Source organism: Erwinia sp. 9145 (assembly GCF_000745075.1).
Taxonomy (GTDB): Bacteria; Pseudomonadota; Gammaproteobacteria; order Enterobacterales; family Enterobacteriaceae; genus Erwinia; species Erwinia oleae.
Genome location: NZ_JQNE01000001.1, coordinates 4,082,816 through 4,103,491, shown reverse-complemented (window position 1 = coordinate 4,103,491; position 20,676 = coordinate 4,082,816). Strand labels below are relative to the sequence as shown.

22 protein-coding genes are annotated in these 20,676 nt (G+C 55.2%); 10 read left to right on the top strand and 12 right to left on the bottom strand.

Going from position 1 to position 20,676, the window contains the following annotated elements; genetic code table 11:
* Nucleotides 1–22: 22 nt before the first annotated feature.
* Together FA91_RS19305 and yhjD are read left to right on the top strand one after the other, a co-directional pair.
* Nucleotides 23–922 carry a LysR family transcriptional regulator gene (locus tag FA91_RS19305; RefSeq protein ID WP_034919589.1) on the top strand — a complete coding sequence of 300 codons (900 nt, stop codon included), beginning with the start codon at nucleotides 23–25 and terminating at the stop codon, nucleotides 920–922.
* A gap of 53 nt (nucleotides 923–975) precedes the next feature.
* Nucleotides 976–1,980, top strand: coding sequence for an inner membrane protein YhjD (gene yhjD, locus FA91_RS19300; protein ID WP_034918472.1), 1,005 nt, complete (start codon nucleotides 976–978; stop codon nucleotides 1,978–1,980).
* Here yhjD and FA91_RS19295 read toward each other — a convergent pair whose 3' ends face one another.
* The 5 genes from FA91_RS19295 to cpxP all read right to left on the bottom strand — a co-directional run bounded on the left by FA91_RS19295 (nucleotide 1,981) and on the right by cpxP (nucleotide 6,688).
* Nucleotides 1,981–2,751 carry a CDP-diacylglycerol diphosphatase gene (locus FA91_RS19295; RefSeq protein WP_034918469.1) on the bottom strand — a complete coding sequence of 257 codons (771 nt, stop codon included), beginning with the start codon at nucleotides 2,749–2,751 and terminating at the stop codon, nucleotides 1,981–1,983. It lies immediately after the preceding gene.
* Between the two features lie 94 nt (nucleotides 2,752–2,845).
* Complete coding sequence (locus FA91_RS19290) at nucleotides 2,846–3,838, bottom strand: sulfate ABC transporter substrate-binding protein (protein ID WP_034918466.1); 993 nt, start codon at nucleotides 3,836–3,838, stop codon at nucleotides 2,846–2,848.
* A gap of 139 nt (nucleotides 3,839–3,977) precedes the next feature.
* A complete protein-coding gene (gene pfkA, locus FA91_RS19285; RefSeq protein WP_034918465.1) occupies nucleotides 3,978–4,940 on the bottom strand; it encodes a 6-phosphofructokinase in 963 nt (320 codons plus the stop codon).
* A gap of 188 nt (nucleotides 4,941–5,128) precedes the next feature.
* A complete protein-coding gene (gene fieF, locus FA91_RS19280) occupies nucleotides 5,129–6,040 on the bottom strand; it encodes a CDF family cation-efflux transporter FieF (protein ID WP_034918464.1) in 912 nt (303 codons plus the stop codon).
* A 132-nt stretch (nucleotides 6,041–6,172) separates the two neighbouring features.
* The gene (gene cpxP, locus FA91_RS19275; RefSeq protein WP_034918462.1) at nucleotides 6,173–6,688 is read right to left on the bottom strand and encodes a cell-envelope stress modulator CpxP; all 516 of its coding nucleotides are present in this window, start codon (nucleotides 6,686–6,688) and stop codon (nucleotides 6,173–6,175) included.
* 145 nt (nucleotides 6,689–6,833) lie between these two features.
* On the opposite strand from cpxP, the gene cpxR reads away from it, so the two are divergent.
* The 3 genes from cpxR to trmL are packed head-to-tail and all read left to right on the top strand — an operon-like array spanning nucleotide 6,834 to nucleotide 9,430.
* Nucleotides 6,834–7,532 (top strand): envelope stress response regulator transcription factor CpxR, encoded by a 699-nt coding sequence (cpxR, locus tag FA91_RS19270; protein ID WP_034918460.1) that lies wholly within the window; start codon nucleotides 6,834–6,836, stop codon nucleotides 7,530–7,532.
* Nucleotides 7,529–8,905: an envelope stress sensor histidine kinase CpxA gene (cpxA, locus tag FA91_RS19265; RefSeq protein WP_034918457.1), complete on the top strand. Its 1,377-nt coding sequence runs from the start codon at nucleotides 7,529–7,531 to the stop codon at nucleotides 8,903–8,905. Before cpxR ends, cpxA begins: the two co-directional genes overlap by 4 nt.
* Before the next feature lie 45 nt (nucleotides 8,906–8,950).
* Entirely contained in the window at nucleotides 8,951–9,430 is a 480-nt protein-coding gene (gene trmL, locus FA91_RS19260) for a tRNA (uridine(34)/cytosine(34)/5-carboxymethylaminomethyluridine(34)-2'-O)-methyltransferase TrmL (protein WP_034918455.1), read from the top strand.
* Nucleotides 9,431–9,432: 2 nt separating this feature from the next.
* On the opposite strand, the gene cysE is transcribed toward trmL, so the two are convergent.
* The 5 genes from cysE to FA91_RS19235 all read right to left on the bottom strand — a co-directional run bounded on the left by cysE (nucleotide 9,433) and on the right by FA91_RS19235 (nucleotide 12,550).
* Nucleotides 9,433–10,254, bottom strand: a complete 822-nt coding sequence (gene cysE / locus FA91_RS19255) for a serine O-acetyltransferase (RefSeq protein ID WP_034918453.1) — start codon at nucleotides 10,252–10,254, stop codon at nucleotides 9,433–9,435.
* A 73-nt stretch (nucleotides 10,255–10,327) separates the two neighbouring features.
* Nucleotides 10,328–11,338 carry an NAD(P)H-dependent glycerol-3-phosphate dehydrogenase gene (gene gpsA / locus FA91_RS19250; RefSeq protein ID WP_034918451.1) on the bottom strand — a complete coding sequence of 337 codons (1,011 nt, stop codon included), beginning with the start codon at nucleotides 11,336–11,338 and terminating at the stop codon, nucleotides 10,328–10,330.
* Entirely contained in the window at nucleotides 11,338–11,802 is a 465-nt protein-coding gene (secB, locus tag FA91_RS19245) for a protein-export chaperone SecB (protein ID WP_034918449.1), read from the bottom strand. Before secB ends, gpsA begins: the two co-directional genes overlap by 1 nt.
* A gap of 49 nt (nucleotides 11,803–11,851) precedes the next feature.
* The gene (grxC, locus tag FA91_RS19240; protein WP_034918448.1) at nucleotides 11,852–12,103 is read right to left on the bottom strand and encodes a glutaredoxin 3; all 252 of its coding nucleotides are present in this window, start codon (nucleotides 12,101–12,103) and stop codon (nucleotides 11,852–11,854) included.
* A gap of 15 nt (nucleotides 12,104–12,118) precedes the next feature.
* Nucleotides 12,119–12,550 carry a rhodanese-like domain-containing protein gene (locus tag FA91_RS19235; protein WP_034918446.1) on the bottom strand — a complete coding sequence of 144 codons (432 nt, stop codon included), beginning with the start codon at nucleotides 12,548–12,550 and terminating at the stop codon, nucleotides 12,119–12,121.
* Between the two features lie 327 nt (nucleotides 12,551–12,877).
* On the opposite strand from FA91_RS19235, the gene envC reads away from it, so the two are divergent.
* The 4 genes from envC to FA91_RS19215 are packed head-to-tail and all read left to right on the top strand — an operon-like array spanning nucleotide 12,878 to nucleotide 17,247.
* Complete coding sequence (envC, locus tag FA91_RS19230; protein ID WP_034918444.1) at nucleotides 12,878–14,185, top strand: murein hydrolase activator EnvC; 1,308 nt, start codon at nucleotides 12,878–12,880, stop codon at nucleotides 14,183–14,185.
* Nucleotide 14,186: 1 nt separating this feature from the next.
* Complete coding sequence (locus FA91_RS19225) at nucleotides 14,187–15,089, top strand: divergent polysaccharide deacetylase family protein (protein WP_034918441.1); 903 nt, start codon at nucleotides 14,187–14,189, stop codon at nucleotides 15,087–15,089.
* Between the two features lie 27 nt (nucleotides 15,090–15,116).
* The gene (locus FA91_RS19220; RefSeq protein WP_034918440.1) at nucleotides 15,117–16,352 is read left to right on the top strand and encodes a glycosyltransferase; all 1,236 of its coding nucleotides are present in this window, start codon (nucleotides 15,117–15,119) and stop codon (nucleotides 16,350–16,352) included.
* A complete protein-coding gene (locus tag FA91_RS19215; protein WP_034918436.1) occupies nucleotides 16,345–17,247 on the top strand; it encodes a glycosyltransferase family A protein in 903 nt (300 codons plus the stop codon). Before FA91_RS19220 ends, FA91_RS19215 begins: the two co-directional genes overlap by 8 nt.
* A 36-nt stretch (nucleotides 17,248–17,283) precedes the next feature.
* On the opposite strand, the gene tdh is transcribed toward FA91_RS19215, so the two are convergent.
* Entirely contained in the window at nucleotides 17,284–18,309 is a 1,026-nt protein-coding gene (tdh, locus tag FA91_RS19210; RefSeq protein WP_034918434.1) for an L-threonine 3-dehydrogenase, read from the bottom strand.
* A complete protein-coding gene (locus FA91_RS19205) occupies nucleotides 18,306–19,514 on the bottom strand; it encodes a glycine C-acetyltransferase (protein ID WP_034918432.1) in 1,209 nt (402 codons plus the stop codon). The genes tdh and FA91_RS19205 overlap by 4 nt, the downstream gene beginning before the upstream one ends.
* A 222-nt stretch (nucleotides 19,515–19,736) precedes the next feature.
* Between FA91_RS19205 and rfaD the strand changes: the two genes are divergently transcribed.
* Nucleotides 19,737–20,669 carry an ADP-glyceromanno-heptose 6-epimerase gene (rfaD, locus tag FA91_RS19200; RefSeq protein ID WP_034918429.1) on the top strand — a complete coding sequence of 311 codons (933 nt, stop codon included), beginning with the start codon at nucleotides 19,737–19,739 and terminating at the stop codon, nucleotides 20,667–20,669.
* Nucleotides 20,670–20,676: the final 7 nt, after the last annotated feature.

The following is a 20,676-nucleotide window of genomic DNA, read 5'->3' as shown; positions in this document are numbered from 1 at the left end:
TCAGGCAACAAAAAGCGAAAAAATGGATAAAGTTCACGCAATGCAGGTTTTTGTCAGGGTAGCGGAACTGCAAAGTTTTACGCGTGCCGCTGAAAGCCTCGGCCTGCCGAAAGGCAGCCTCTCCCGCCAGATCCAGGCGCTGGAAAACACGATGGGCGTCCGGTTGCTGCATCGCACCACGCGGCGCGTGCAGCTTACCCAGGATGGTTTGGTCTATTACGATCGCTGCCGCGATGTGCTGGCGACGCTGGAGGAGATGGATTCACTGTTTCAACACGACCCCGCCACGCTGAGCGGACGGCTGCGCGTTGATATGCCGGTCAGCATGGCCAGTGATTTTATTCTGCCGCAGCTTCCTGCCTTTCTTCAGCAGTACCCCGGCATCGAACTTGAGTTGAGCAGCAGCGACCGGCGGGTTGACGTGGTGCGGGAAGGTTTTGATTGCGTAATACGCGTAGGTACGCTGGCCGACTCCGGGCTGATCGCCCGCCCGCTCGGTTCGCTGACCCTGGTCAACTGCGCCAGCCCGGATTATCTGGCCCGTTTCGGCACGCCAACCTCACTGGACGATCTTGCACAGCATGCGATGGTGCACTACAGCCAGCAGTTAGGGGCGCCCTCTTCCGGCTTTGAGTTTTTTGATGGCAAAATCTGTCGTTACGTGAAAACCGGCGGCGCGGTCACGGTCAACAGTACGGAGACCTATCGTGCAGCCTGTCTGGCCGGTTTAGGCATTATTCAGGCGCCGGAGTGCGGCGCGCGCGCGGCGCTGAAAGAAAAAACGCTGGTGGAAATTCTGCCGCAGTTTCGTGCAGAACCGATGCCGGTTTCGCTACTTTATCCACACCGTCGCAACCTTGCGCGTCGGGTTCAGGTTTTCATGGAATGGCTGACGCAGGCGATGAAACGCTACGTTGCCTGAGCGGCAGTCTATAATTCCACTTAACATTCTCTTTTAAAGGACACGCTAACGACATGAAGGAAAACTCATCCGTCGGGGATCACACCGATGAGAAGCCGGCCATTGACATTAAAACCGGCAATAAAACTGTCGATAAGTCTATTTCACGCGTTTCTCGCTTCGTGAGCAGGGTCGAAGCCATTCCCGCTGTCGCCCATTTCATGCGTGCCGGCGAGCGTTTTAATGACCGTCTGGGCAGCCAGTTTGGCGCGGCAATCACCTATTTCTCTTTTTTATCGCTGATCCCGATCCTGATGGTCTCTTTTGCCGCCGTCGGGTTTGTGCTGGCCTCCCATCCTGATCTGTTGACCGAGCTGATTGGCAAGATAGTCAACAGCATCAGCGATCCCACCCTCGCGACCACGCTGAAAAACACGGTCAATACCGCCGTGCAGCAGCGCACTACCGTGGGCCTGACCGGGTTGCTGATCGCACTTTATTCAGGCATCAGCTGGATGGGGAATCTGCGGGAAGCCATCCGCGCGCAGTTTCGCGACGTCTGGGAACGCAGAAAGCAGGAAAAAGAGAAAATCTATTTTAAATACACCCGCGATCTGATCTCGCTTATCGGCCTGGTGGTGGCGCTGATTGTCACGCTGTCGCTGACCTCAATCGCTGGCGCGGCGCAGGAAAGCATCGTTGAAGCCCTTGGGCTGTCCCATGTTGAATGGCTCAGACCGGTGATGACGCTGATTGCCCTGACGATTTCAATCATGGCTAACTATCTGCTGTTCCTGTGGATTTTCTGGATTCTGCCGCGCCATAAACCGCGCAAAAAAGCGCTGTTTCGCGGCACGCTGCTGGCAGCTATTGGGTTTGAAGTGATCAAATTTATTATGACGCTGACGCTGCCCAAGCTTGCCTCGTCGCCATCCGGCGCGGCCTTTGGGTCAGTATTGGGGCTGATGGCGTTTTTCTACTTCTTCGCCCGACTGACGTTATTTTGCGCCGCCTGGATCGCCACCGCAGACGGCGAACCGAAAGAAGCTGGCGCGGAAGTAGCAGAACCGGCGAAGTAGTTACCCCTTCTGCCCTGACGGCTGTAGGATTTGGCAGCTGTGATCCTGAAGCTCCTCCGCCGAGGCGCGGTTGAGCTTCAGCAGGTTGCGTTTCGTTACCATCAGGGCGCGTCGCCCGTCCGGCAGCGCAGCAATCGCAATACTGTATTTCCCCATCTCCTCGCGCGCGCCAGGCAGCTCATTGGCGATGCGAATAAACGGGCTCGTTCTCTTCATTTCATCACGCGTAATGGTGCGGATCTGGTAATCATTACCGGCAAGCTGCGTGGATTGCCAGTGGTCATTCAGCGTGCTGTTAAGCGTGTCGAGCCGCTGGCGAATATCAGGCCGCAGACAGGAAATATGAATGTGCAGCTGTTTTTGCGTTCTGCCGGTCGGCGAGTTGATGGTCAGTGAAAACACCCTGTCGTCAATAAGTGCCCCACGGCGCTCTTCCATATAGTGTCGCGCGCGCCAGGCTTCAGCGAAAAAGTTAGGCGTAGCGGGATTAAGAAGCTGCGGACTTTCGATACCGGTAATTCTGTTAACCGGCAAAAGGAGGTATTGCAGAGGGCCATTGCGGTCTTTCATCACCACAAAACCGTTGCGAAGATCGACGATGCGGCAGGGAGTGGGATCGTTATTTTCCTGCTGATTGGGTACGCATTGTTCGCGGACCGTTTTCCACAGCGCGTTGGCACTCTTTTTATGGAATACCACCGAGGCGCAACCCGCCGTTATGACTATACCTGTTATCGCAACTGCTAACAGGACTCGCTTTCGCGCCTGCATGATCTACGCCTCTGAACATCACCTGTTCACAATGTAAATGAACAGGTGATAAAGATCATGTCAAATAATCAATCGCGGCGACTATTAAAGATGCTTAACGCTGCATCGCGCGATCGTAAGTTCCACCATTGCCAAAATGGGTTTTCTGCGCTTCGCTCCAGCCGCCGAATTTTGCATCGTCAATCGTAAACAGTTTAACCGGCGCAAACTTATCGGCATACTTTTTCACGACGTTGGGATCGCGTGGGCGATAGTAATTTTGCGCGGCGATCTCCTGGCCTTGCGGCGAGTAAAGATACTTAAGATATTCTTCAGCAACTTTACGCGTATCACGCTCATCAACCACTTTATCGACGACGGAAACGGTGGGTTCTGCCAGGATTGATTCGCTTGGCGTCACGATTTCAAACTTGTCTTTGCCTAACTTGTTTACCGCCAGATAGGCTTCGTTTTCCCATGCAATCAATACGTCACCAATGCCACGCTCAACAAATGTATTGGTTGCGCCGCGTGCACCGGAGTCCTGTACCTCAACGTTTTTAAACAGCGCCTTGATGTAATCCTGCGCTTTGGCTTTGTCGCCATTGTTTTGATCCAGCGCCCAACCCCACGCGGCCAGATAGTTCCAGCGAGCGCCGCCAGAAGTTTTCGGGTTTGGGGTAATAACAGAAACGCCTGGTTTGGTTAAGTCCTGCCAGTCGTGGATCTGCTTAGGATTGCCTTTGCGAACCAGGAAAACGATCGTGGAGGTATAAGGCGCGGAGTTGTCCGGCAGCCGTTTGATCCAGTTCTTATCGATGCGGCCGCGTTCGGCAATGGCATCAACGTCTGACGCGAGCGCCAGCGTCACCACGTCCGCACGAATACCGTTAATTACCGAGGTCGCCTGCTTGCCGGAGCCGCCATGCGACTGGCGGATCACCACGTTATCGCCCGTTTCCTGCTTATAATGGGCGCTGAACGCCTTATTGTACTGCTCGTACAGCTCGCGCGTTGGATCGTATGAGACGTTCAGAAGCTGAACATCTTTAGCTAACACGCTGGTTGATGCCAGGATCAGGGTTAATCCTACACTCCACTTCTTCATTGATGCGCTCCCGGGGATGAATTCTTACCGAGAGCGTGACATAAAGTGTTTCATGAATTAAAGAATTAAAAATAAGCTGTAATAACTAAAGAGTATAACGCGATGCATAAGAAAGGCGCTGTCGCCAGCGCCCAACGATTTAGTAGAGTCGTTTAGCCGTATCCAGCCAGTCACCTTTAAACGGACGCTTCATATTTTCGATAGCGTCAATGATGTCATGGTGAACCATTTTCTCGTTTTGGATGCCCACGCAACGACCGCCGTAGCCCTGCAACAGCAGCTCAATAGAGTAAGCGCCCATCCGTGAGGCCAGGATGCGGTCATAGGCCACCGGCGCGCCGCCGCGCTGGATGTGTCCAAGCACCGTTGAACGCGTTTCGCGTTTGGTTTCAGACTCGATGTATTTCGCCAGTTCGTCGATATCGCAGATATGCTCGGTAATAGCCACGATAGCGTGTTTTTTACCTTTCGCGATGCCCGCTTTAATCTCTTCTACCAGCTCTTCACGCGTATACGGGATTTCCGGCAGCACGATAAATTCGCAGCCGCCCGCGATGGCCGCTGCCAGCGTCAGATCGCCGCAGTAACGCCCCATCACCTCAACGATAGAGATACGCTGATGCGAGGAAGAGGTATCACGCAGGCGGTCAATCGCTTCAACCACCGTTTCCAGCGCGGTAAAATAGCCAATGGTGTAATCGGTGCCCGCGACGTCATTATCAATGGTGCCCGGCAGGCCAATGCAGGGGAAACCCATTTCCGTCAGGCGTTTTGCGCCCATATAGGAGCCGTCACCGCCGATAACCACCAGCGCATCGATACCGCGCTTTTTCATGTTTTCAATCGCAACGGTACGAACAGCTTCTTCACGGAATTCCGGAAAACGCGCGGAGCCGAGGAACGTGCCGCCGCGGTTAATCATGTCAGAGACGCTATAGCGATCGAGATTGATCATGCGATCTTCATACAAGCCAAGATAGCCATCGTAGATGCCGCACACTTCAAGACCTTCGCTCAACGCAGCGCGAACCACGCCGCGAATCGCTGCGTTCATACCCGGAGCGTCACCGCCGCTTGTCAGTACACCGATTTTTTTAATCATGACAACCTCTGAACTTGTTAATGCAAATGTAAATTCTGGACGCCGGGTCACACGACGCAAGCGAGCTTATCGCTGAATATCTGCAATAGTATATCAAAGCCAGTTTGCTGAATTGATTCAGGTCAGTCATCAAACGGCTATTTTTTTTGCACAGTATCACGTTTTCGCCCTTAAAACCGTTAACCCGTTTATTTATCAGGCAAAACGACCGATTCACGCTCGTGCGGCATAACGCTGGAAATGGGGTCCAGGTGGATAATGACATCCGATCCGGGAAAACGTTTTAACAGCGCGATTTCAACTTCGTCTCCCAACCGATGCGCCTGATCAAGCGGCAAATTATCGTCCATTTCTAAATGCAGCTGGATAAAGCGGGTCGGGCCGGACTGCCGGGTTCGGATATCGTGCGCGCCGATAACGCCAGGCCAGCGCGAGGCAATGTCGATTATTGCCTGTCGCTCATCATCCGGTAGCGCGCGATCCAACAGCGCCTGAACGGCCTCATAACCCAGCCGTAGCGCACTGAATAAAATCCAGACGCCAATGCCCAGGGCAAACAGCGCGTCGGCAAGTTTAAATCCATACCAGCTCAGCCCCAGTGCGACAAGAATGGCGCCGTTCATTATTACGTCAGACTGATAGTGAAGCATATCGGCGCGAATCGCCTGGCTGCGCGTTTTACGCACCACCCAACGCTGAAAGGTTACCAGCACCATCGTCAGGCCGAGCGCAATGAGCGTCACCACCATCCCTACCAGCGGCGCACGCATCGGCGCGGGCGAGGCAAGGTGTTGGAGACCGGTAAGAAACAGAAACAGCGCGGAGCCTGAAATAAACATGCTTTGCGCCAGCGCCGCGAGCGATTCTGCCTTGCCGTGGCCAAACGTATGCTCTTCATCAGCAGGTTGAAGAGAATAGCGCACCACGAAAAGGTTGGTCAGCGACGCGGCAATATCAACCAGCGAATCAACCAGCGCGGCCAGCACGCTGACCGAGCCGGTGTACCACCAGGCAAAAATTTTCACAATCAACAGCAGAGAAGCGAGCGTGGTTGCCGCCAGAGCAGCCGCGTTTACCAACCGGGCGTAGGGATATTCCATGCCAAACTCCATAAGGATCGGAAGGTAATTATAATGAATTTTGAGCAAAAAAAAGCCCCGCCATCATGGCGGGGAAGACAGGGATGTGTCTATGGCAAGGAAAACAGGGATACTATGTTACTGGTTACGGCATTACTGACTACTGCTGGTACTACTACTTGCTGCATGCAGCGATGAAGGCTGCTGCAAACTGGTCAGCTGGCGCATTTTATCCATGCGCTGCTGATGTTTCTGTTTTAAAACGTCCTGCTGGGCTGGCGTAAGGAGCTGATACATCTTGTTGCGCACACGCGCCATTTCAACCTGACGCGTTACTTCCGCCTGCGCGATTCTGTCCAGCTCTGCCTTGTAGGCCGTTTCATTAAAATTCTCTGCAATGACGAGTTTATGCAGTTGATCTAAATCGTTAATACTTATGAGAGAATGCTCTCGACGCGTTTGACGCATTAAATCGCGCATTTGCTGGCGCTGCTGCTCAGTAAGGCTGATACCATCAAACATGTGTGTTTGAGGAATCTGCGTCATACTGCGTGGCGCCGCCTCGCTTTGAGGCATGTCATCAGTTGTCGCCACCTCGGCGGCCCCTGCGGCTGAAAATGCTATGATCAGCGCCGGTATCACAACGACGGCTGCTGTTGCTTTGCGCATCGTTAACTCCCGGTCCATATTTCGATTCAACGAAATCCAGTCTACGGACAACGCTGCAAACATGCGTCAGGCGGTGTAAAACTACGTAAAGTCATGGATTGACAGCATTCGTTCACGGTATTTTGCCTGCGGAGGGCAATAAAAAATGAATAAAATCCTGTTGGTTGACGATGATCGCGAATTGACTTCGCTGCTTAAAGAATTGCTTGAAATGGAAGGGTTTGAAGTGGTTGTTGCCGGCGACGGCGAGCAAGCGCTGGCCTTGTTAGATAACACAGTTGATTTACTTTTACTCGACGTGATGATGCCGAAGAAAAACGGTATCGACACGCTTAAAGAACTGCGTCAGCAACACCAGACGCCGGTGATTATGCTTACCGCTCGCGGCAGCGAGCTGGACCGCGTTTTGGGCCTGGAACTGGGCGCAGACGACTATCTGCCTAAACCGTTTAACGATCGCGAACTGGTGGCCCGTATTCGCGCCATTCTGCGTCGTTCTAACTGGAGTGAACAGCAACAGCAGCACGATAGCAGTTCACCTACGCTGGAGGTCGATCATTTGCGGCTTAACCCAGGGCGCCAGGAGGCCAGCTTTGACGACCTGACGCTGGACCTGACCGGCACGGAATTCACTCTGCTTTACCTGCTGGCGCAGCATCTGGGTCAGGTGGTTTCTCGTGAGCATCTGAGCCAGGAAGTGCTTGGCAAGCGTCTGACGCCGTTCGATCGCGCTATCGATATGCACATTTCGAACCTGCGACGTAAGCTTCCGGATCGCAAGGATGGTCATCCGTGGTTCAAAACGCTGCGCGGCCGTGGCTATCTGATGGTTTCGGCTACATGATATCCAGCCTTACCACCCGCATATTTGCCATCTTTTGGCTGACCCTCGCGCTGGTGCTGATGCTGGTGCTGATGGTTCCCAAACTTGACACTCGCCAGATGACGTCGCTGCTTGATAACGAGCAGCGACAGGGCACGATGATTGAGCAGCACGTTGAAGCTGAGTTGAGGCAGGATCCGCCCAACGATCTTATGTGGTGGCGCAGGCTGTTTCGCGCAATTGATAAATGGGCGCCGCCGGGCCAGCGACTTCTGCTGGTCACCAGCGAAGGCCGCGTGATTGGCGCTCAGCATAATGAAATGCAGGTGATCCGTAATTTTATCGGGCAATCTGATAACGCCGATCGACCGCAGAAGAAAAAGTACGGCCGGGTTGAGATGGTCGGGCCGTTTTCCGTTCGCGATGGTGAAGACAGCTACCAGCTTTATTTGATTCGCCCGGCGGGCAGTTCCCAGCTTGACTTCATCAACCTGCTTTTCGACCGTCCGTTGCTGCTGCTGATGGTCACAATGTTAATCAGTTCGCCGCTGCTGCTCTGGCTCGCCTGGAGCCTGGCAAAACCCGCAAGGAAACTGAAGCATGCGGCAGATGACGTGGCGGCCGGTAATCTGCGGCAGCACCCTGAACTGGAAGCAGGCCCGCAGGAGTTTCTGGCGGCCGGCGCCAGTTTTAATCAGATGGTCAGCGCGCTTGAACGCATGATGAACGGGCAGCAACGACTGCTGTCGGATATCTCGCACGAGCTGAGAACGCCGCTGACGCGGCTGCAACTGGCTACGGCGCTGATGCGACGCCGCCAGGGCGAAGGAAAAGAGCTACAGCGCATTGAGATGGAAGCCCAGCGCCTCGACGGCATGATTAACGATCTGCTGGTGCTGTCGCGCACGCAGCACAAAAACGCGCTGGTTAGCGAGGCGCTGAAGGCCAATCACCTGTGGTCTGACGTGCTGGACGATGCCAAATTTGAAGCAGAGCAAATGGGTAAAACGCTGGACGTGCCCTATCCGCCAGGGCCGTGGCCGCTTTACGGCAACCCAAATGCGCTCGACAGCGCGCTGGAAAACATTGTACGCAATGCGCTGCGCTACTCATATTCGAAGATTTCCGTCAGCTTTGCCGTAGATAAACAGGGCATTACCATTCACGTTGATGATGATGGCCCTGGCGTGAGTGAAGAGGATCGCGAGCAGATTTTCCGACCGTTCTATCGTACTGACGAGGCGCGCGATCGGGAATCAGGCGGAACGGGACTGGGCCTGGCGATTGTTGAAACGGCGATCCAGCAACATCGCGGTTGGGTTAAGGCCGACGACAGCCCGCTTGGCGGCCTGCGCCTGACGCTCTGGCTGCCGCTTTACTCCAGCAAAAACTGAGATAGTTTGCTATGCTCTGGCCCTCTTTCGCGAGGGCCAGAGCCGATGCTAAATATTGTTTTATACGAACCTGAAATCCCGCCTAACACCGGCAATATTATTCGGTTATGCGCCAACACCGGCTTTCGTTTGCACCTGATTGAACCGCTCGGTTTTACGTGGGATGACAAACGGCTTCGCCGCGCCGGGCTCGATTACCATGAGTTCACGGCGGTTCGCCGTCATGCCGACTACGCCGCGTTCCTCGCCTCAGAATCGCCTTCTCGCCTCTTTGCGTTGACCACAAAAGGCACGCCAGCACACAGCGCCGTCAGTTATCAGCCCGACGACTTCCTGCTTTTTGGACCTGAAACGCGTGGTTTGCCCGCAACCATTCTTGATGCGCTGCCCGCTCAGCATAAGATCCGCATCCCGATGCAGCCGGACAGCCGCAGCATGAACCTGTCAAATGCGGTTTCGGTGGTGGTTTATGAAGCCTGGCGCCAGCTTGGTTATGCGGGCGCGGTGATTAAGGAACAGGCCTGATACTAGATGCCGTCGCCAAACTCAAAGCCTGCGACGGTGCCGTTAAAGTGCTGATCCATATCCATTGCGGGTTTGTCGGTGCCCGGTTTGCCAACAATCCGCGCGGGCACGCCTGCCGCCGTGGTGTGCGGCGGCACCGGTTGTAATACCACCGACCCTGCGCCGATCTTAGCGCCACGCCCCACTTCAATATTGCCGAGGATCTTCGCGCCTGCGCCAATCATCACGCCTTCACGAATTTTCGGGTGGCGATCGCCGCTGGTCTTGCCCGTCCCGCCGAGGGTAACGGATTGTAAAATCGACACGTCATCTTCAATGATGGCCGTTTCACCCACCACGATACCCGTTGCGTGATCCAGCATGATACCGCGGCCAATTCTTGCGGCGGGATGGATATCTACCGCGAAGGAAACAGACACTTCGTTTTGCAGATAAACCGCCAGCGCGCGTCGCCCTTCGCCCCAAAGCCAGTGGCCGATGCGGTAAGCCTGAAGCGCATGAAAGCCTTTCAGGTAAAGTAGCGGAGTGGAATATTTGTCGATAGCCGGATCGCGCTGGCGTACCGCCTGAATATCGCAGGCGGCGGACTGGATCATTGAAGGATCCTGGTTGTATGCCTCCTGCACGATTTCACGGATCGCGATAGCCGGCATAATGGCGTTTGCCAGTTTGTTAGCCAGCATGTAGCTCAGCGCGCTGCCAAGGTCATCATGCTTAAGCAGCGTTGCGTGGTAAAAACTGGCCAGCATCGGTTCAGAATCAGCCAGCGCACGCGCTTCCGCTTTTATATTGTCCCAGACCTGTTCAGGTTCTACGCACGCCATGGCTCTCTCCCGTCGAATAGTGCATCACGCCAGTTGGCTGCTGATGAAGCATTGTTTTACCGCTCAGCCGGAACTACTTTTCGTCTTTTCTTGTCCGTCCGAGCAGGCTTAATGCTGCCTCTCGTGCATTTTTTTCGCAATACAGGATCTGATAAATCTGCTCGGTTATTGGCATCTCAACGCCGCAGCGGGCGGCCAGCGCCTTAACTTCTTTGGTATTTCGGAAACCTTCCACTACCTGGCCAATGGTATTTTGCGCGGTTTCAACATCTTTTCCCTGCCCAAGCATCATGCCGAAGCGGCGATTGCGTGACTGGTTATCGGTACAGGTCAGCACCAGATCGCCTAAGCCCGCCATGCCCATAAAGGTGGTGGGATCGGCGCCCAGCGCGCTGCCCAGCCGGGTCATTTCGGCCAGACCACGGGTGATCAGTGCCGTTCGCGCGTTGGCGCCAAAGCCAATGCCGTCGGAAATACCCGCGCCGATGGCGATAACGTTCTTTACCGCGCCGCCAAGCTGTACGCCAATAAAATCGGGATTATTGTAAACCCGGAAGCTTTTGCCGCAGTGCAGCAGCGTTTGCAGATCGTCGGCGAATTTCGTCTCCGTCGCGGCCAGCGCAATAGCGGTCGGCAGACCGGCTGCCAGCTCTTTTGCAAAGGTAGGGCCGGATATGACCGCCAGCGGAATGTCGTCGCCCAGAATCTCACGAGCAACGTCCTGAAGCAGCCTGCCGGTCTCTTTTTCCAGGCCTTTGGTTGCCCAGACAATACGAGAGTCCTGGCGCAGGTGAGGCTTTATTTGCCGCAGCACGTCGCCAAAGACATGGCTGGGAACCACCACCAGCAGGTCGCGACTTGCCGCAATAGCCGTGGCTAAATCGCTTTCCATGCTGAGGGAATCGGGAAACGGCACGTCAGGCAGAAAAGCAGTGTTGCAGCGATCCGCCTGAAGCTGGGCCTGATGCTGTGGATTATGACCCCATAAAACAACCTGATGGCCGTTTCTTGCCAGCGTGATAGCTAAAGCGGTGCCGTAAGATCCGGCACCGATAACGCTCATTGAGGCGTTGGTGGAAGACATTATGCGTCCTGTTGCGGAGCGGTGCCTTCACTTGACTGCTGAAGATAGTTCATGAACAGCGCGTCAAAGTTTACCGGAGCCAGGTTAAGCTGCGGGAACGTGCCGCGTGAAACCAGGCTGGTAATGCATTCACGCGCGTACGGGAACAGAATATTGGGGCAATATGCGCCCAGGCAGTGTGCCATCTGGTTGCCTTCGATACCGGCAACGGAAAAAATACCCGCCTGCTGAACTTCGCACAGAAATGCGGTTTCTTCACCCACCGTTGCGGTCACGGTAACGCGCAGAACGACTTCATAAATCTCATCAGCCAGCTGGCTGGATGCGGTATCCAGATCCAGTTTGACCTCTGGCTCCCACTCTTTCTGAAAGACCTGCGGCGCGTTTGGCGCTTCGAAGGAGATATCTTTCGTGTAAATGCGCTGGATCTGGAAAGCCATCTCGGTGTTGTTTTGCTCTGACATATTACGTAATCCTATGGGTTAATAATCCGTTATCACGCCATCTGCCCGTTTATTTGAGCAGCGGGTCGAGGCCTGCACGCTCGTTGAGCGCGAACAGGTCATCACAGCCGCCAATGTGCTGTGCATCAATAAAAATCTGCGGAACGGTGGTACGGCCGCTACGTTTGATCATCTCTTCGCGCTTATCGGCATCGCCATCAATGGCGATTTCCTGATAGTTCACGCCCTTCTGATCCAGAAGCGCCTTTGCGCGGTGGCAAAACGGGCAGGTGGCTTTGGTATAGATCTCAACGTTTGCCATACGGCTTCTCCACTATTATTTACCGCGAATCAGCGGCAGATTCTCGCCGCTCCAGCCAGCGATGCCTTCTTTCAGGATATAGACTTTTTCAAATCCTGCCGCGTTCAGTTGTGAGGCGGAATCACCGGCAGACGTGCCGTTTGCGCAAACAACAATCACCGGTTGCGCTTTATGTTTTTCCAGTTCGCCCAGGCTGCCTTTTTTGATGTCGGCGGCGGAAAGGTTGATGGCGTTAGAAATGTGGCCTCTGCGGTAGTCATCACGTGAACGCACATCGACTACAACGGCTTCTTCTTTATTGATAAGGTGAGTCGCTTCGCCGCGGCTGACCGTTTTTATCTTAGAGAACATGCCCTTAACGGTGGTCACGATCACCAAAACCAGCAGAACAACCCACGCCAGACTCAGAATGGTATGGTTGCCTGCGAACTGCATAATATCTTGCATGAGGGGTAACAACTCCCGAAAGGGTTAATAAGCGAAAACAAGGCCTCTGAGTATACCTGCCAGTGCTGTCATGTACAGACGTGAAGCGGTTCGAGTTGCGTTTTCTGGGGCTGTTTCCCAAAAAAAATTGTCATCTGTGTAAATCCCTCGCGAAGCGCTGTTTCGCTCGTCAAATGAACGGTTATTTATTGTGCAATGCCGGGTCTGGTTTCTGTGAATAGCGACAGGCGGAAAGTGAATACGTTAATGACATCGTTACTAAACGAAATGCAAAAGCGTTTACGGATGGCTGGTAAGCCGCTGTTCATCGTGGAATAATCCTTTCCTATGAGGGAAAATTCGACAGTTTTACGTCTGCGAACCCCAGGTAACGGATCGGCCATTGGCGTTCTGCTACGAACTGGCATGTTCACACTTTCCGCCTGCGTGCTCAGCGCAGGCATTTTGCTGCTGCCTGCGGAAAGCCGGGCGGCGGACGATAATAAATCTGAACTGAAAACCATTCAGCAGAACATCGCCGAAAAAGAGAAGAGCGTCCGCCTTCAGCAACAACAGCGAAGCAAACTGCTCGCGCAGTTGCAGAGTCAGGAAAAAACCATTGCGCAAGCCAGTCGCCAGCTACGTGAAACGCAGATTGCGCTGAACAGTTTACGTACAGAGATCAACAGCCTGACCGCCTCCATTGATAAGCTTGAGACCCGGCAGGCATCGCAGGAAGCGCTGCTGGCGGAGCAGCTGGATGCGGCGTTTCGTCAGGGGCAACACAGCGGCGTTCAGCTGATCCTCAGCGGTGAGGAGAGCCAGCGCAGTGAACGCCTGCTGGCCTACTTCGGCTATCTCAATGACGCCCGCCAGAAATCTATCGACGATCTGAAAAAAACACGCAACGATTTGTCGGCGGAGAAAGCCGCGCGGATTGATAAACAGGCGCAGCAAAAGAACCTCCTTTCACAGCAGCAGGCGCAGGCGCAGAAGCTGGAGAGCGCGCGCTCGGATCGTAAGAAAACGTTGGGAACGCTGGAGTCTTCGCTGGAGAAAGATCGGGCGCAACTGGTCGAGCTGCGGCAAAACGAAATTCGCCTGCGCGATAAGATTGCCAAAGCCGAGCGGGAAGCACGCGCGCGCGCGGAACGGGAAGCGCGCGAGGCCGAACGCGTTCGGGCGCGGCAACAGCAGGCGAAGAGCAAAGGCACCACCTATAAACCGACCGAAAGCGAGCGCTCGCTGATGTCCCGCACCGGTGGGCTTGGCCGCCCTTCAGGACAGGCTAACTGGCCGGTTCGCGGCAGCTTACAGCATCGCTTTGGCGAAGAGCTACAGGGCGAGCTACGTTGGAAAGGGCTGGTGATCAGCGCCGCAGAAGGCACTGAAGTGAAATCGATCGCCGATGGCCGCGTGCTGATGGCCGACTGGCTCCAGGGCTACGGACTGGTTGTGGTGGTTGAACACGGTAAAGGCGATATGAGCCTTTATGGTTATAACCAGAGCGCGCTGGTCAGCGTAGGCGCTCAGGTTAAGGCAGGACAGCCGATTGCGCTGGTGGGCACCAGCGGCGGCCAGGGTACGCCTTCACTCTATTTTGAAATTCGACGTCAGGGACAGGCGGTTAATCCACTACCGTGGTTAGGAAGATAATTTGTTACTTCTGCGCAAACTTTGCGGCGTGCTGACGGGCCTCACGCTGGCCTGCGCCGCGCACGCGGGCAAACTGTCGATTGTTATTGACGATTTTGGTTATCGTCCGGCTCAGGAAAACCAGGTATTACAGATGCCGTCGGCGATTTCGGTTGCCGTTTTGCCTGACGCGCCGCACGCGCGTGAAATGGCAACCAAAGCCCGCCAGCGGGGTCATGAAGTGCTGATCCACCTGCCAATGGCGCCGCTGAGCAAACAGCCGCTGGAAAAAGACACGCTGCGCCCCGACATGTCGGATGCCGAAATCGAACGAATTATTCGCCATGCGGTGGCCAACGTGCCCGGCGCAGTCGGGTTGAACAATCATATGGGCAGCGCGATGACTTCCAGCCTGCCGGGCATGCAAAAAGTAATGCGCGTGCTGAATCACTATAACTTCTATTTTCTCGACAGCATGACCATCGGTAACAGCCAGTCAACCCGCGCGGCGGCAGGCACCAGTGTGAAGGTCATTAAACGCCGGGTATTTCTTGATGATACGCAGAACGAAGCCGATATACGCAACCAGTTTACCCGCGCGGTAAGGCTTGCTCAACGTGACGGTTACGCTATCGCTATCGGCCATCCTCATCCCACAACCGTCCACGTTCTTCAGCAGATGCTGCCGACGTTGCCGTCGGATATCACGCTGGTGCGGCCCAGCCAGCTGTCAGGCGAGCCGCAGCGAACCGGCCCGCTGCGCAATCCGTTCCGTGGTGTAAAACTCTGCGTCGTGAAACAGCAGCCGGTGCCAGCCAGCCGTGCGCTTGAGGTGATAGCGGAAAGCATCAGCGGCAGCCGCGCGATGCGCTATATCAACACCCATTTTTCCGGGCTGACGTTCAGCGCCCCGAAGACGCCTTAATGACTTTCTGATACGGGAAGCGGTCCGATGACACAACGGCCTGAAAAAATTCTGCTGCTGGATACCGGCAATGAATGGGGCGGCGGCACCAACAGCATGCTTGAGTTACTGAAGCGTATCGATCGCACGCAGTTTGATGTGCGCTGCTGTTTTTATCATAACTACCGGCGCGGCGCAGGCGATTCAATCAGACAGGTTCTCCAGGCGCTTGATATCCCTTTTATCCTGATCCCACAGCGTAAACAGCCGCGCTGGGCAAAAATGGCCAAAGAGGTGCTTCGTACCCTGGTTTTTTATAGCCGCACGCAGCGGCAGAAAATGACTAACCATATCGATATGCGCTGGCGCATACGGCCCAATGCCAGACGTATCCGCCAGCTTATTGCCGAGTATCAGGCAGACATTCTCTATATGAATAACCAACCCGGCTCCAATGCAGAAGGCTATCTGGCGGCAGAGGGGCTGCCGATTGCGGTAGTGCAACACTGCCGCATAGAGCCGGTGCTCAATCCGCAGCTGGTAAGGCTGGTGAACCGGCGCGCCGATGCGGTCATCGCCGTTTCAAACGGCGTGCGAAAGGTGCTGCTGGATAAGGGCGTTGCGCCGGAAAAATGTTTTACCGTTTTTAACGCCATCGATATCCACCAGCGTTTGCCCGACCGCCTGACAATGCGCCGCGAGCTGCTGGACATTGAAGACGACACCTTTGTGTTTGGCAGCATCGGCTCGCTGATCGCCCGTAAATCGCATCATCATGTACTGAGCGCGCTGGAGAAGTTTGCCGCCGCCTTTCCGCAGGCCCGCTGGCGGATGGTTATTCTTGGCGAAGGCCCCGATCTGGCTGCGCTACAGGCGCAGGCGAAAAAAGCCGGCATTGCCGATCGCGTCACGTTTACCGGTTTTCGCAGCAATCCGCTGGACTATCTCGCTGCGTTTGACGTTTTTGTGCTTGCATCAAAAAGCGAGGGGTTGCCGCGCGTGGTGCTGGAGGCAATGCTGTTGAACACAGCGGTCATCGGTTCACGCGTGACCGGCACCGCCGAACTCGTGACGCACGCGCAAACCGGCCTGCTGTTTGAGTATGGCGACATTGACGGTCTGTTCGCGCAAATGAAAACCCTTTACCTTGATGCGGACACGCGTAAAAATTTGCTGGCCCAGGCCAACGCCAGCGTAAAACAGCACTATGCCATTGAGCATTATGTCTCTGGCGTGGAATCACGTTTAAAAAGTGCGGCACACGGGAACTCATCGCATGTTTGAATTTATGAAACCCCATTTTCGTTACATCCGCTCGCGTCATAACCTTCCCTATGAAAGCGCGCGGGGAAATATTCCCGTCACGTCGGTAGTGATCCCCTGTACCGGCGAAGATTTTATTGCTGAAGCAAAACTCAGCGCGCTGTTCGCTTCCCGCTTTGCGCCGGGCGCGGAGGAGATCGTCATCGTCAGCGACAGATCCGCCGATGAGTTTGGTGAACTGCCTGACAGAACGCGCGTGGTGACGCTGGAGGTGCCTTTCCGCGAAGAGAGCTACCGCTATAAGCAAATTTATCGCAGCAGGCTGATTAAGCTTCAGGCGCCGTTACAGGCAAAAACAGACGGCATTTTGATGATCGATTCCGACCTGAACTTGCTTAAAATGCCGGATATTCAGATGCACGACGGACACATTTACTCCAGTTTCCGCCAGGGCAGAATGATTGCCAAGCTGATGGGCGCGCCTGAGGAGAATCGTCCCGCCTATTATCGCAACAGTGTGCGTCCCTTTATTGTCGATCACGTTAACGGCGCATTTCTCGCCGCCACGCGAAAAACCTGGCAGCGTATCTGTCCGCTGTGGCTCACGCTGTTTCAGGATACGTGGGCGCTGATGGATGACTCTCAGCCGCCAACCGATCAGCTTCCGCTGGCTGCCCTGCTTGATATGCTGGATCTCAAAACCGTGAATCTGGGCGACTGGATGAACTGGCCCGTTTCGAAGAAAATTGGCGGCGCTACCGCAGCTATTCCGGGAGAGGTTGTCGGCGCGCACGGTGGCTTCCCGCTTTCCGAATGGCAGAAATACCTTGAATCGCCGGACGCACAGATGACCTTTAAAGGGCAGGACTACACGCGCAAAGTCCGCTATCTGACGGATGACGAAAAAAAAGGGTAAGACATCCGGGCCGGTGTGCAACCGGCCCGGAAGCGATCACCATTCCAGGATCACCTTCCCGGACTGCCCGGAACGCATGCGATCGAAACCCTGCTGGAAATCGTTGATGCTGAACCGGTGAGTAATAATTGGGCTGAGATCCAGCCCGGACTGGAGCAGCGCCGCCATCTTGTACCAGGTTTCGAACATCTCCCGCCCGTAAATGCCTTTAATAAACAGTCCCTTGAAAATTACCTGATTCCAGTCAATCGACATTTCCGCAGGCGGAATGCCCAGCAGCGCGATGCGACCGCCATGATTCATCACGCTCAGCATACTGTGAAAACCGGCGGGCGCCCCGGACATCTCAAGGCCGATATCGAAGCCTTCCGTCATCTCCAGTTCGTGCATCACTTCTGGCAGCTTTTCATGGCTGACGTTGACCGCACGCGTTACGCCCATTTTGCGCGCGAGATCGAGGCGATACTCATTCACATCGGTGATCACCACGTGCCGGGCGCCGACGTGGCGACAGACCGCCGCCGCCATAATGCCGATTGGCCCCGCGCCGCAAATCAGTACGTCTTCGCCCACCAGATCAAACGACAGCGCGGTGTGCACGGCGTTGCCGAAGGGATCGAAAATGGCGGCCAGCTCGTCGGAAATGTTGTCGGGAATGCGAAAGGCGTTATAGGCGGGAATGACCAGATATTCCGCAAAGCAGCCCTGGCGATTAACGCCGACGCCGATGGCGTTGCGGCACAAGTGGGTGCGCCCGGCGCGGCAGTTGCGGCAGTGCCCGCAGGTAATATGCCCTTCACCTGAAACGCGGTCGCCGATGGCAAACCCTTTCACTTCCTGGCCCACCGCGACCACTTCACCCACGTATTCATGGCCGACGATCATTGGCACCGGAATGGTTTTCTGCGACCACGCGTCCCAGTTGTAGATGTGCACGTCGGTGCCGCAGATGGCCGTTTTGCGAATTTTGATCAGCAGATCGTTATGTCCCGGCTCGGGAACGGGCGCGTCATGGATCATCCAGATGCCCTCTTCAGACCGCAGCTTGGCTAAGCCTTTCATGCCGTTTCCCCTCCAATGACGCCCAGCTCATGGCCGATGCGGGTAAAGGCTTCCACCGCGCGCGTAAGCTGCTCTTGCGTGTGCGCGGCTGAGATTTGCGTGCGAATGCGCGCCTGCCCCTGCGGCACCACCGGATAGAAGAAGCCAATCGCATAGATGCCTTCTTTTTGCAGACGACGCGAAAACGTCTGCGCCAGCTTTGCCTCGCCCAGCATCACAGGAATGATGGCGTGATCGGCGCCCGCCAGCCGGAAGCCCGCCTGCGTCATCGCGTTGCGGAAGAAACGCGTGTTTTCCCACAGACGCTGACGCAGCCCGTCGCCTTCGCTCAGCATGTCGAGCACGCGCAGCGAGGCGGCGACGATAGAGGGCGCCAGCGAGTTGGAAAAGAGATAAGGACGCGAACGCTGACGCAGCCACTCCACCACCTCTTTCCGCGCTGCCGTATAGCCGCCGGATGCGCCGCCCAACGCTTTACCCAGCGTGCCGGTAATAATATCGACGCGCCCCATTACCTCACAATATTCATGGGTGCCACGCCCGCCCTCGCCGACAAAGCCAACCGCGTGCGAATCATCCACCATCACCAGCGCGTTGTAGCGATCGGCCAAATCACAGATGCCCTTCAGGTTGGCTATCGCGCCATCCATCGAAAACACGCCGTCGGTGGCGATCATAATATGTCGCGCGCCCGCGCTGCGTGCCTCCGTCAAACGCGCTTCCAGCTCGGCCATATCGTTGTTGGCGTAGCGATAGCGTTTCGCCTTGCACAGCCGCACGCCGTCAATAATAGAGGCGTGGTTTAACGCGTCGGAGATCACCGCGTCCTCTGCATCAAGCAGCGTTTCAAACAGGCCGCCGTTGGCGTCAAAACAGGAGGAGTAAAGTAGGGCATCCTCCATGCCGAGAAACTCTGCCAGCCGCTGCTCCAGCCGTTTGTGCGTGTCCTGCGTGCCGCAGATGAAACGCACGGAGGCCATGCCGAAACCGTGGCTGTCCATGCCCTCCTTCGCCGCCGCAATCAGCGCCGGGTGGTTTGCCAGCCCCAGATAGTTGTTGGCGCAGAAGTTAATTGTCTGTTCGCCGCTCGCAAGCGTTAAATTACTCTGTTGAGCGGAGGCGATCGCTCGCTCCTCCTTAAACAAACCGTCTTCGTGAAGCGTGGCAAGTTGCTGCGTAAGCTGCTGATAAAATGATGAGGCCATTTTTTATTCTCCGACGGGAGCAAATGAGCGAAACATCTTACTGAAGCGCGCGCGTTGTCACGAGAGTGCTGATCGTGTTGTGTGATTTTCACAGCATATTTAACGCCGACGAAAGATAATTCCTGCCGCCTGCGGCTGTCCGGGTGGTGCTGAGATGTTATGATATTAGGCATTAGTGTGTGAAACCTCCCGTTTCACCCCCACTGTTTAAGGTTAAAGCTCATGATTATCGTCACCGGCGGCGCTGGTTTTATCGGCAGCAATATCATTAAAGCGCTGAATCTGAAAGGCTATACGGACATTCTTGTTGTCGACAACCTGAAAGACGGCACCAAGTTCGCCAACCTGGTGGATCTGGATATTGCCGATTACATGGATAAAGAAGATTTCCTGATTAGCGTTCTTGCGGATGAAGATTTCGGCGATGTGGAGGCGGTCTTCCACGAAGGCGCCTGCTCGGCCACCACCGAATGGGATGGCAAGTACATGATGGATAACAACTATCAGTACTCCAAGGAGCTGATGCATTACTGCATCGAGCGCCAGATCCCCTTCCTTTACGCCTCTTCTGCCGCGACCTATGGCGGCCGTAACGACAACTTTATTGAAGAGCGCGAGTTTGAAGAGCCGTTGAACGTCTACGGCTACTCCAAAATGCTGTTCGATCACTACGTGCGTCAGGTGCTGCCGCAGGCAGAATCGCAGATTTGCGGCTTCCGTTATTTTAACGTTTACGGCCCGCGCGAAGGCCATAAAGGCAGCATGGCCAGCGTGGCGTTTCATCTGAATACGCAGCTTAATAACGGTGAAAATCCCAAGCTGTTTGAAGGCAGCGACGGCTTTAAACGCGACTTCATCCATGTCGAAGACGTGGCCGCCGTCAACCTGTGGTTCTGGGAAAACGGCGTATCCGGCATCTTCAACTGCGGCACGGGCCGGGCGGAGTCGTTCCAGGAAGTGGCTGACGCAGCCCTGAAATTCCATCAGAAAAGTGAAATTGAATACATTCCTTTCCCGGAAAAGCTGAAAGGCCGCTATCAGGGCTATACCCAGGCGGATTTAACCCGGCTTCGCGCGGCAGGTTACGATAAGCCGTTCAAAACCGTCGCCGAAGGCGTGGCCGACTATATGGCCTGGCTCAACCGCAAAGCGTAAAGGGTGC

What these genes read in the sequence shown, in the direction of transcription:
- FA91_RS19305 (WP_034919589.1), top strand. Translation starts at nt 23, where the DNA reads ATGGATAAAGTTCACGCAATGCAGGTTTTTGTCAGGGTAGCGGAACTG.
- yhjD (WP_034918472.1), top strand. Translation starts at nt 976, where the DNA reads ATGAAGGAAAACTCATCCGTCGGGGATCACACCGATGAGAAGCCGGCC.
- FA91_RS19295 (WP_034918469.1), bottom strand. Translation starts at nt 2,751, where the DNA reads ATGCAGGCGCGAAAGCGAGTCCTGTTAGCAGTTGCGATAACAGGTATA.
- FA91_RS19290 (WP_034918466.1), bottom strand. Translation starts at nt 3,838, where the DNA reads ATGAAGAAGTGGAGTGTAGGATTAACCCTGATCCTGGCATCAACCAGC.
- pfkA (WP_034918465.1), bottom strand. Translation starts at nt 4,940, where the DNA reads ATGATTAAAAAAATCGGTGTACTGACAAGCGGCGGTGACGCTCCGGGT.
- fieF (WP_034918464.1), bottom strand. Translation starts at nt 6,040, where the DNA reads ATGGAATATCCCTACGCCCGGTTGGTAAACGCGGCTGCTCTGGCGGCA.
- cpxP (WP_034918462.1), bottom strand. Translation starts at nt 6,688, where the DNA reads ATGCGCAAAGCAACAGCAGCCGTCGTTGTGATACCGGCGCTGATCATA.
- cpxR (WP_034918460.1), top strand. Translation starts at nt 6,834, where the DNA reads ATGAATAAAATCCTGTTGGTTGACGATGATCGCGAATTGACTTCGCTG.
- cpxA (WP_034918457.1), top strand. Translation starts at nt 7,529, where the DNA reads ATGATATCCAGCCTTACCACCCGCATATTTGCCATCTTTTGGCTGACC.
- trmL (WP_034918455.1), top strand. Translation starts at nt 8,951, where the DNA reads ATGCTAAATATTGTTTTATACGAACCTGAAATCCCGCCTAACACCGGC.
- cysE (WP_034918453.1), bottom strand. Translation starts at nt 10,254, where the DNA reads ATGGCGTGCGTAGAACCTGAACAGGTCTGGGACAATATAAAAGCGGAA.
- gpsA (WP_034918451.1), bottom strand. Translation starts at nt 11,338, where the DNA reads ATGTCTTCCACCAACGCCTCAATGAGCGTTATCGGTGCCGGATCTTAC.
- secB (WP_034918449.1), bottom strand. Translation starts at nt 11,802, where the DNA reads ATGTCAGAGCAAAACAACACCGAGATGGCTTTCCAGATCCAGCGCATT.
- grxC (WP_034918448.1), bottom strand. Translation starts at nt 12,103, where the DNA reads ATGGCAAACGTTGAGATCTATACCAAAGCCACCTGCCCGTTTTGCCAC.
- FA91_RS19235 (WP_034918446.1), bottom strand. Translation starts at nt 12,550, where the DNA reads ATGCAAGATATTATGCAGTTCGCAGGCAACCATACCATTCTGAGTCTG.
- envC (WP_034918444.1), top strand. Translation starts at nt 12,878, where the DNA reads ATGAGGGAAAATTCGACAGTTTTACGTCTGCGAACCCCAGGTAACGGA.
- FA91_RS19220 (WP_034918440.1), top strand. Translation starts at nt 15,117, where the DNA reads ATGACACAACGGCCTGAAAAAATTCTGCTGCTGGATACCGGCAATGAA.
- FA91_RS19215 (WP_034918436.1), top strand. Translation starts at nt 16,345, where the DNA reads ATGTTTGAATTTATGAAACCCCATTTTCGTTACATCCGCTCGCGTCAT.
- tdh (WP_034918434.1), bottom strand. Translation starts at nt 18,309, where the DNA reads ATGAAAGGCTTAGCCAAGCTGCGGTCTGAAGAGGGCATCTGGATGATC.
- FA91_RS19205 (WP_034918432.1), bottom strand. Translation starts at nt 19,514, where the DNA reads ATGGCCTCATCATTTTATCAGCAGCTTACGCAGCAACTTGCCACGCTT.
- rfaD (WP_034918429.1), top strand. Translation starts at nt 19,737, where the DNA reads ATGATTATCGTCACCGGCGGCGCTGGTTTTATCGGCAGCAATATCATT.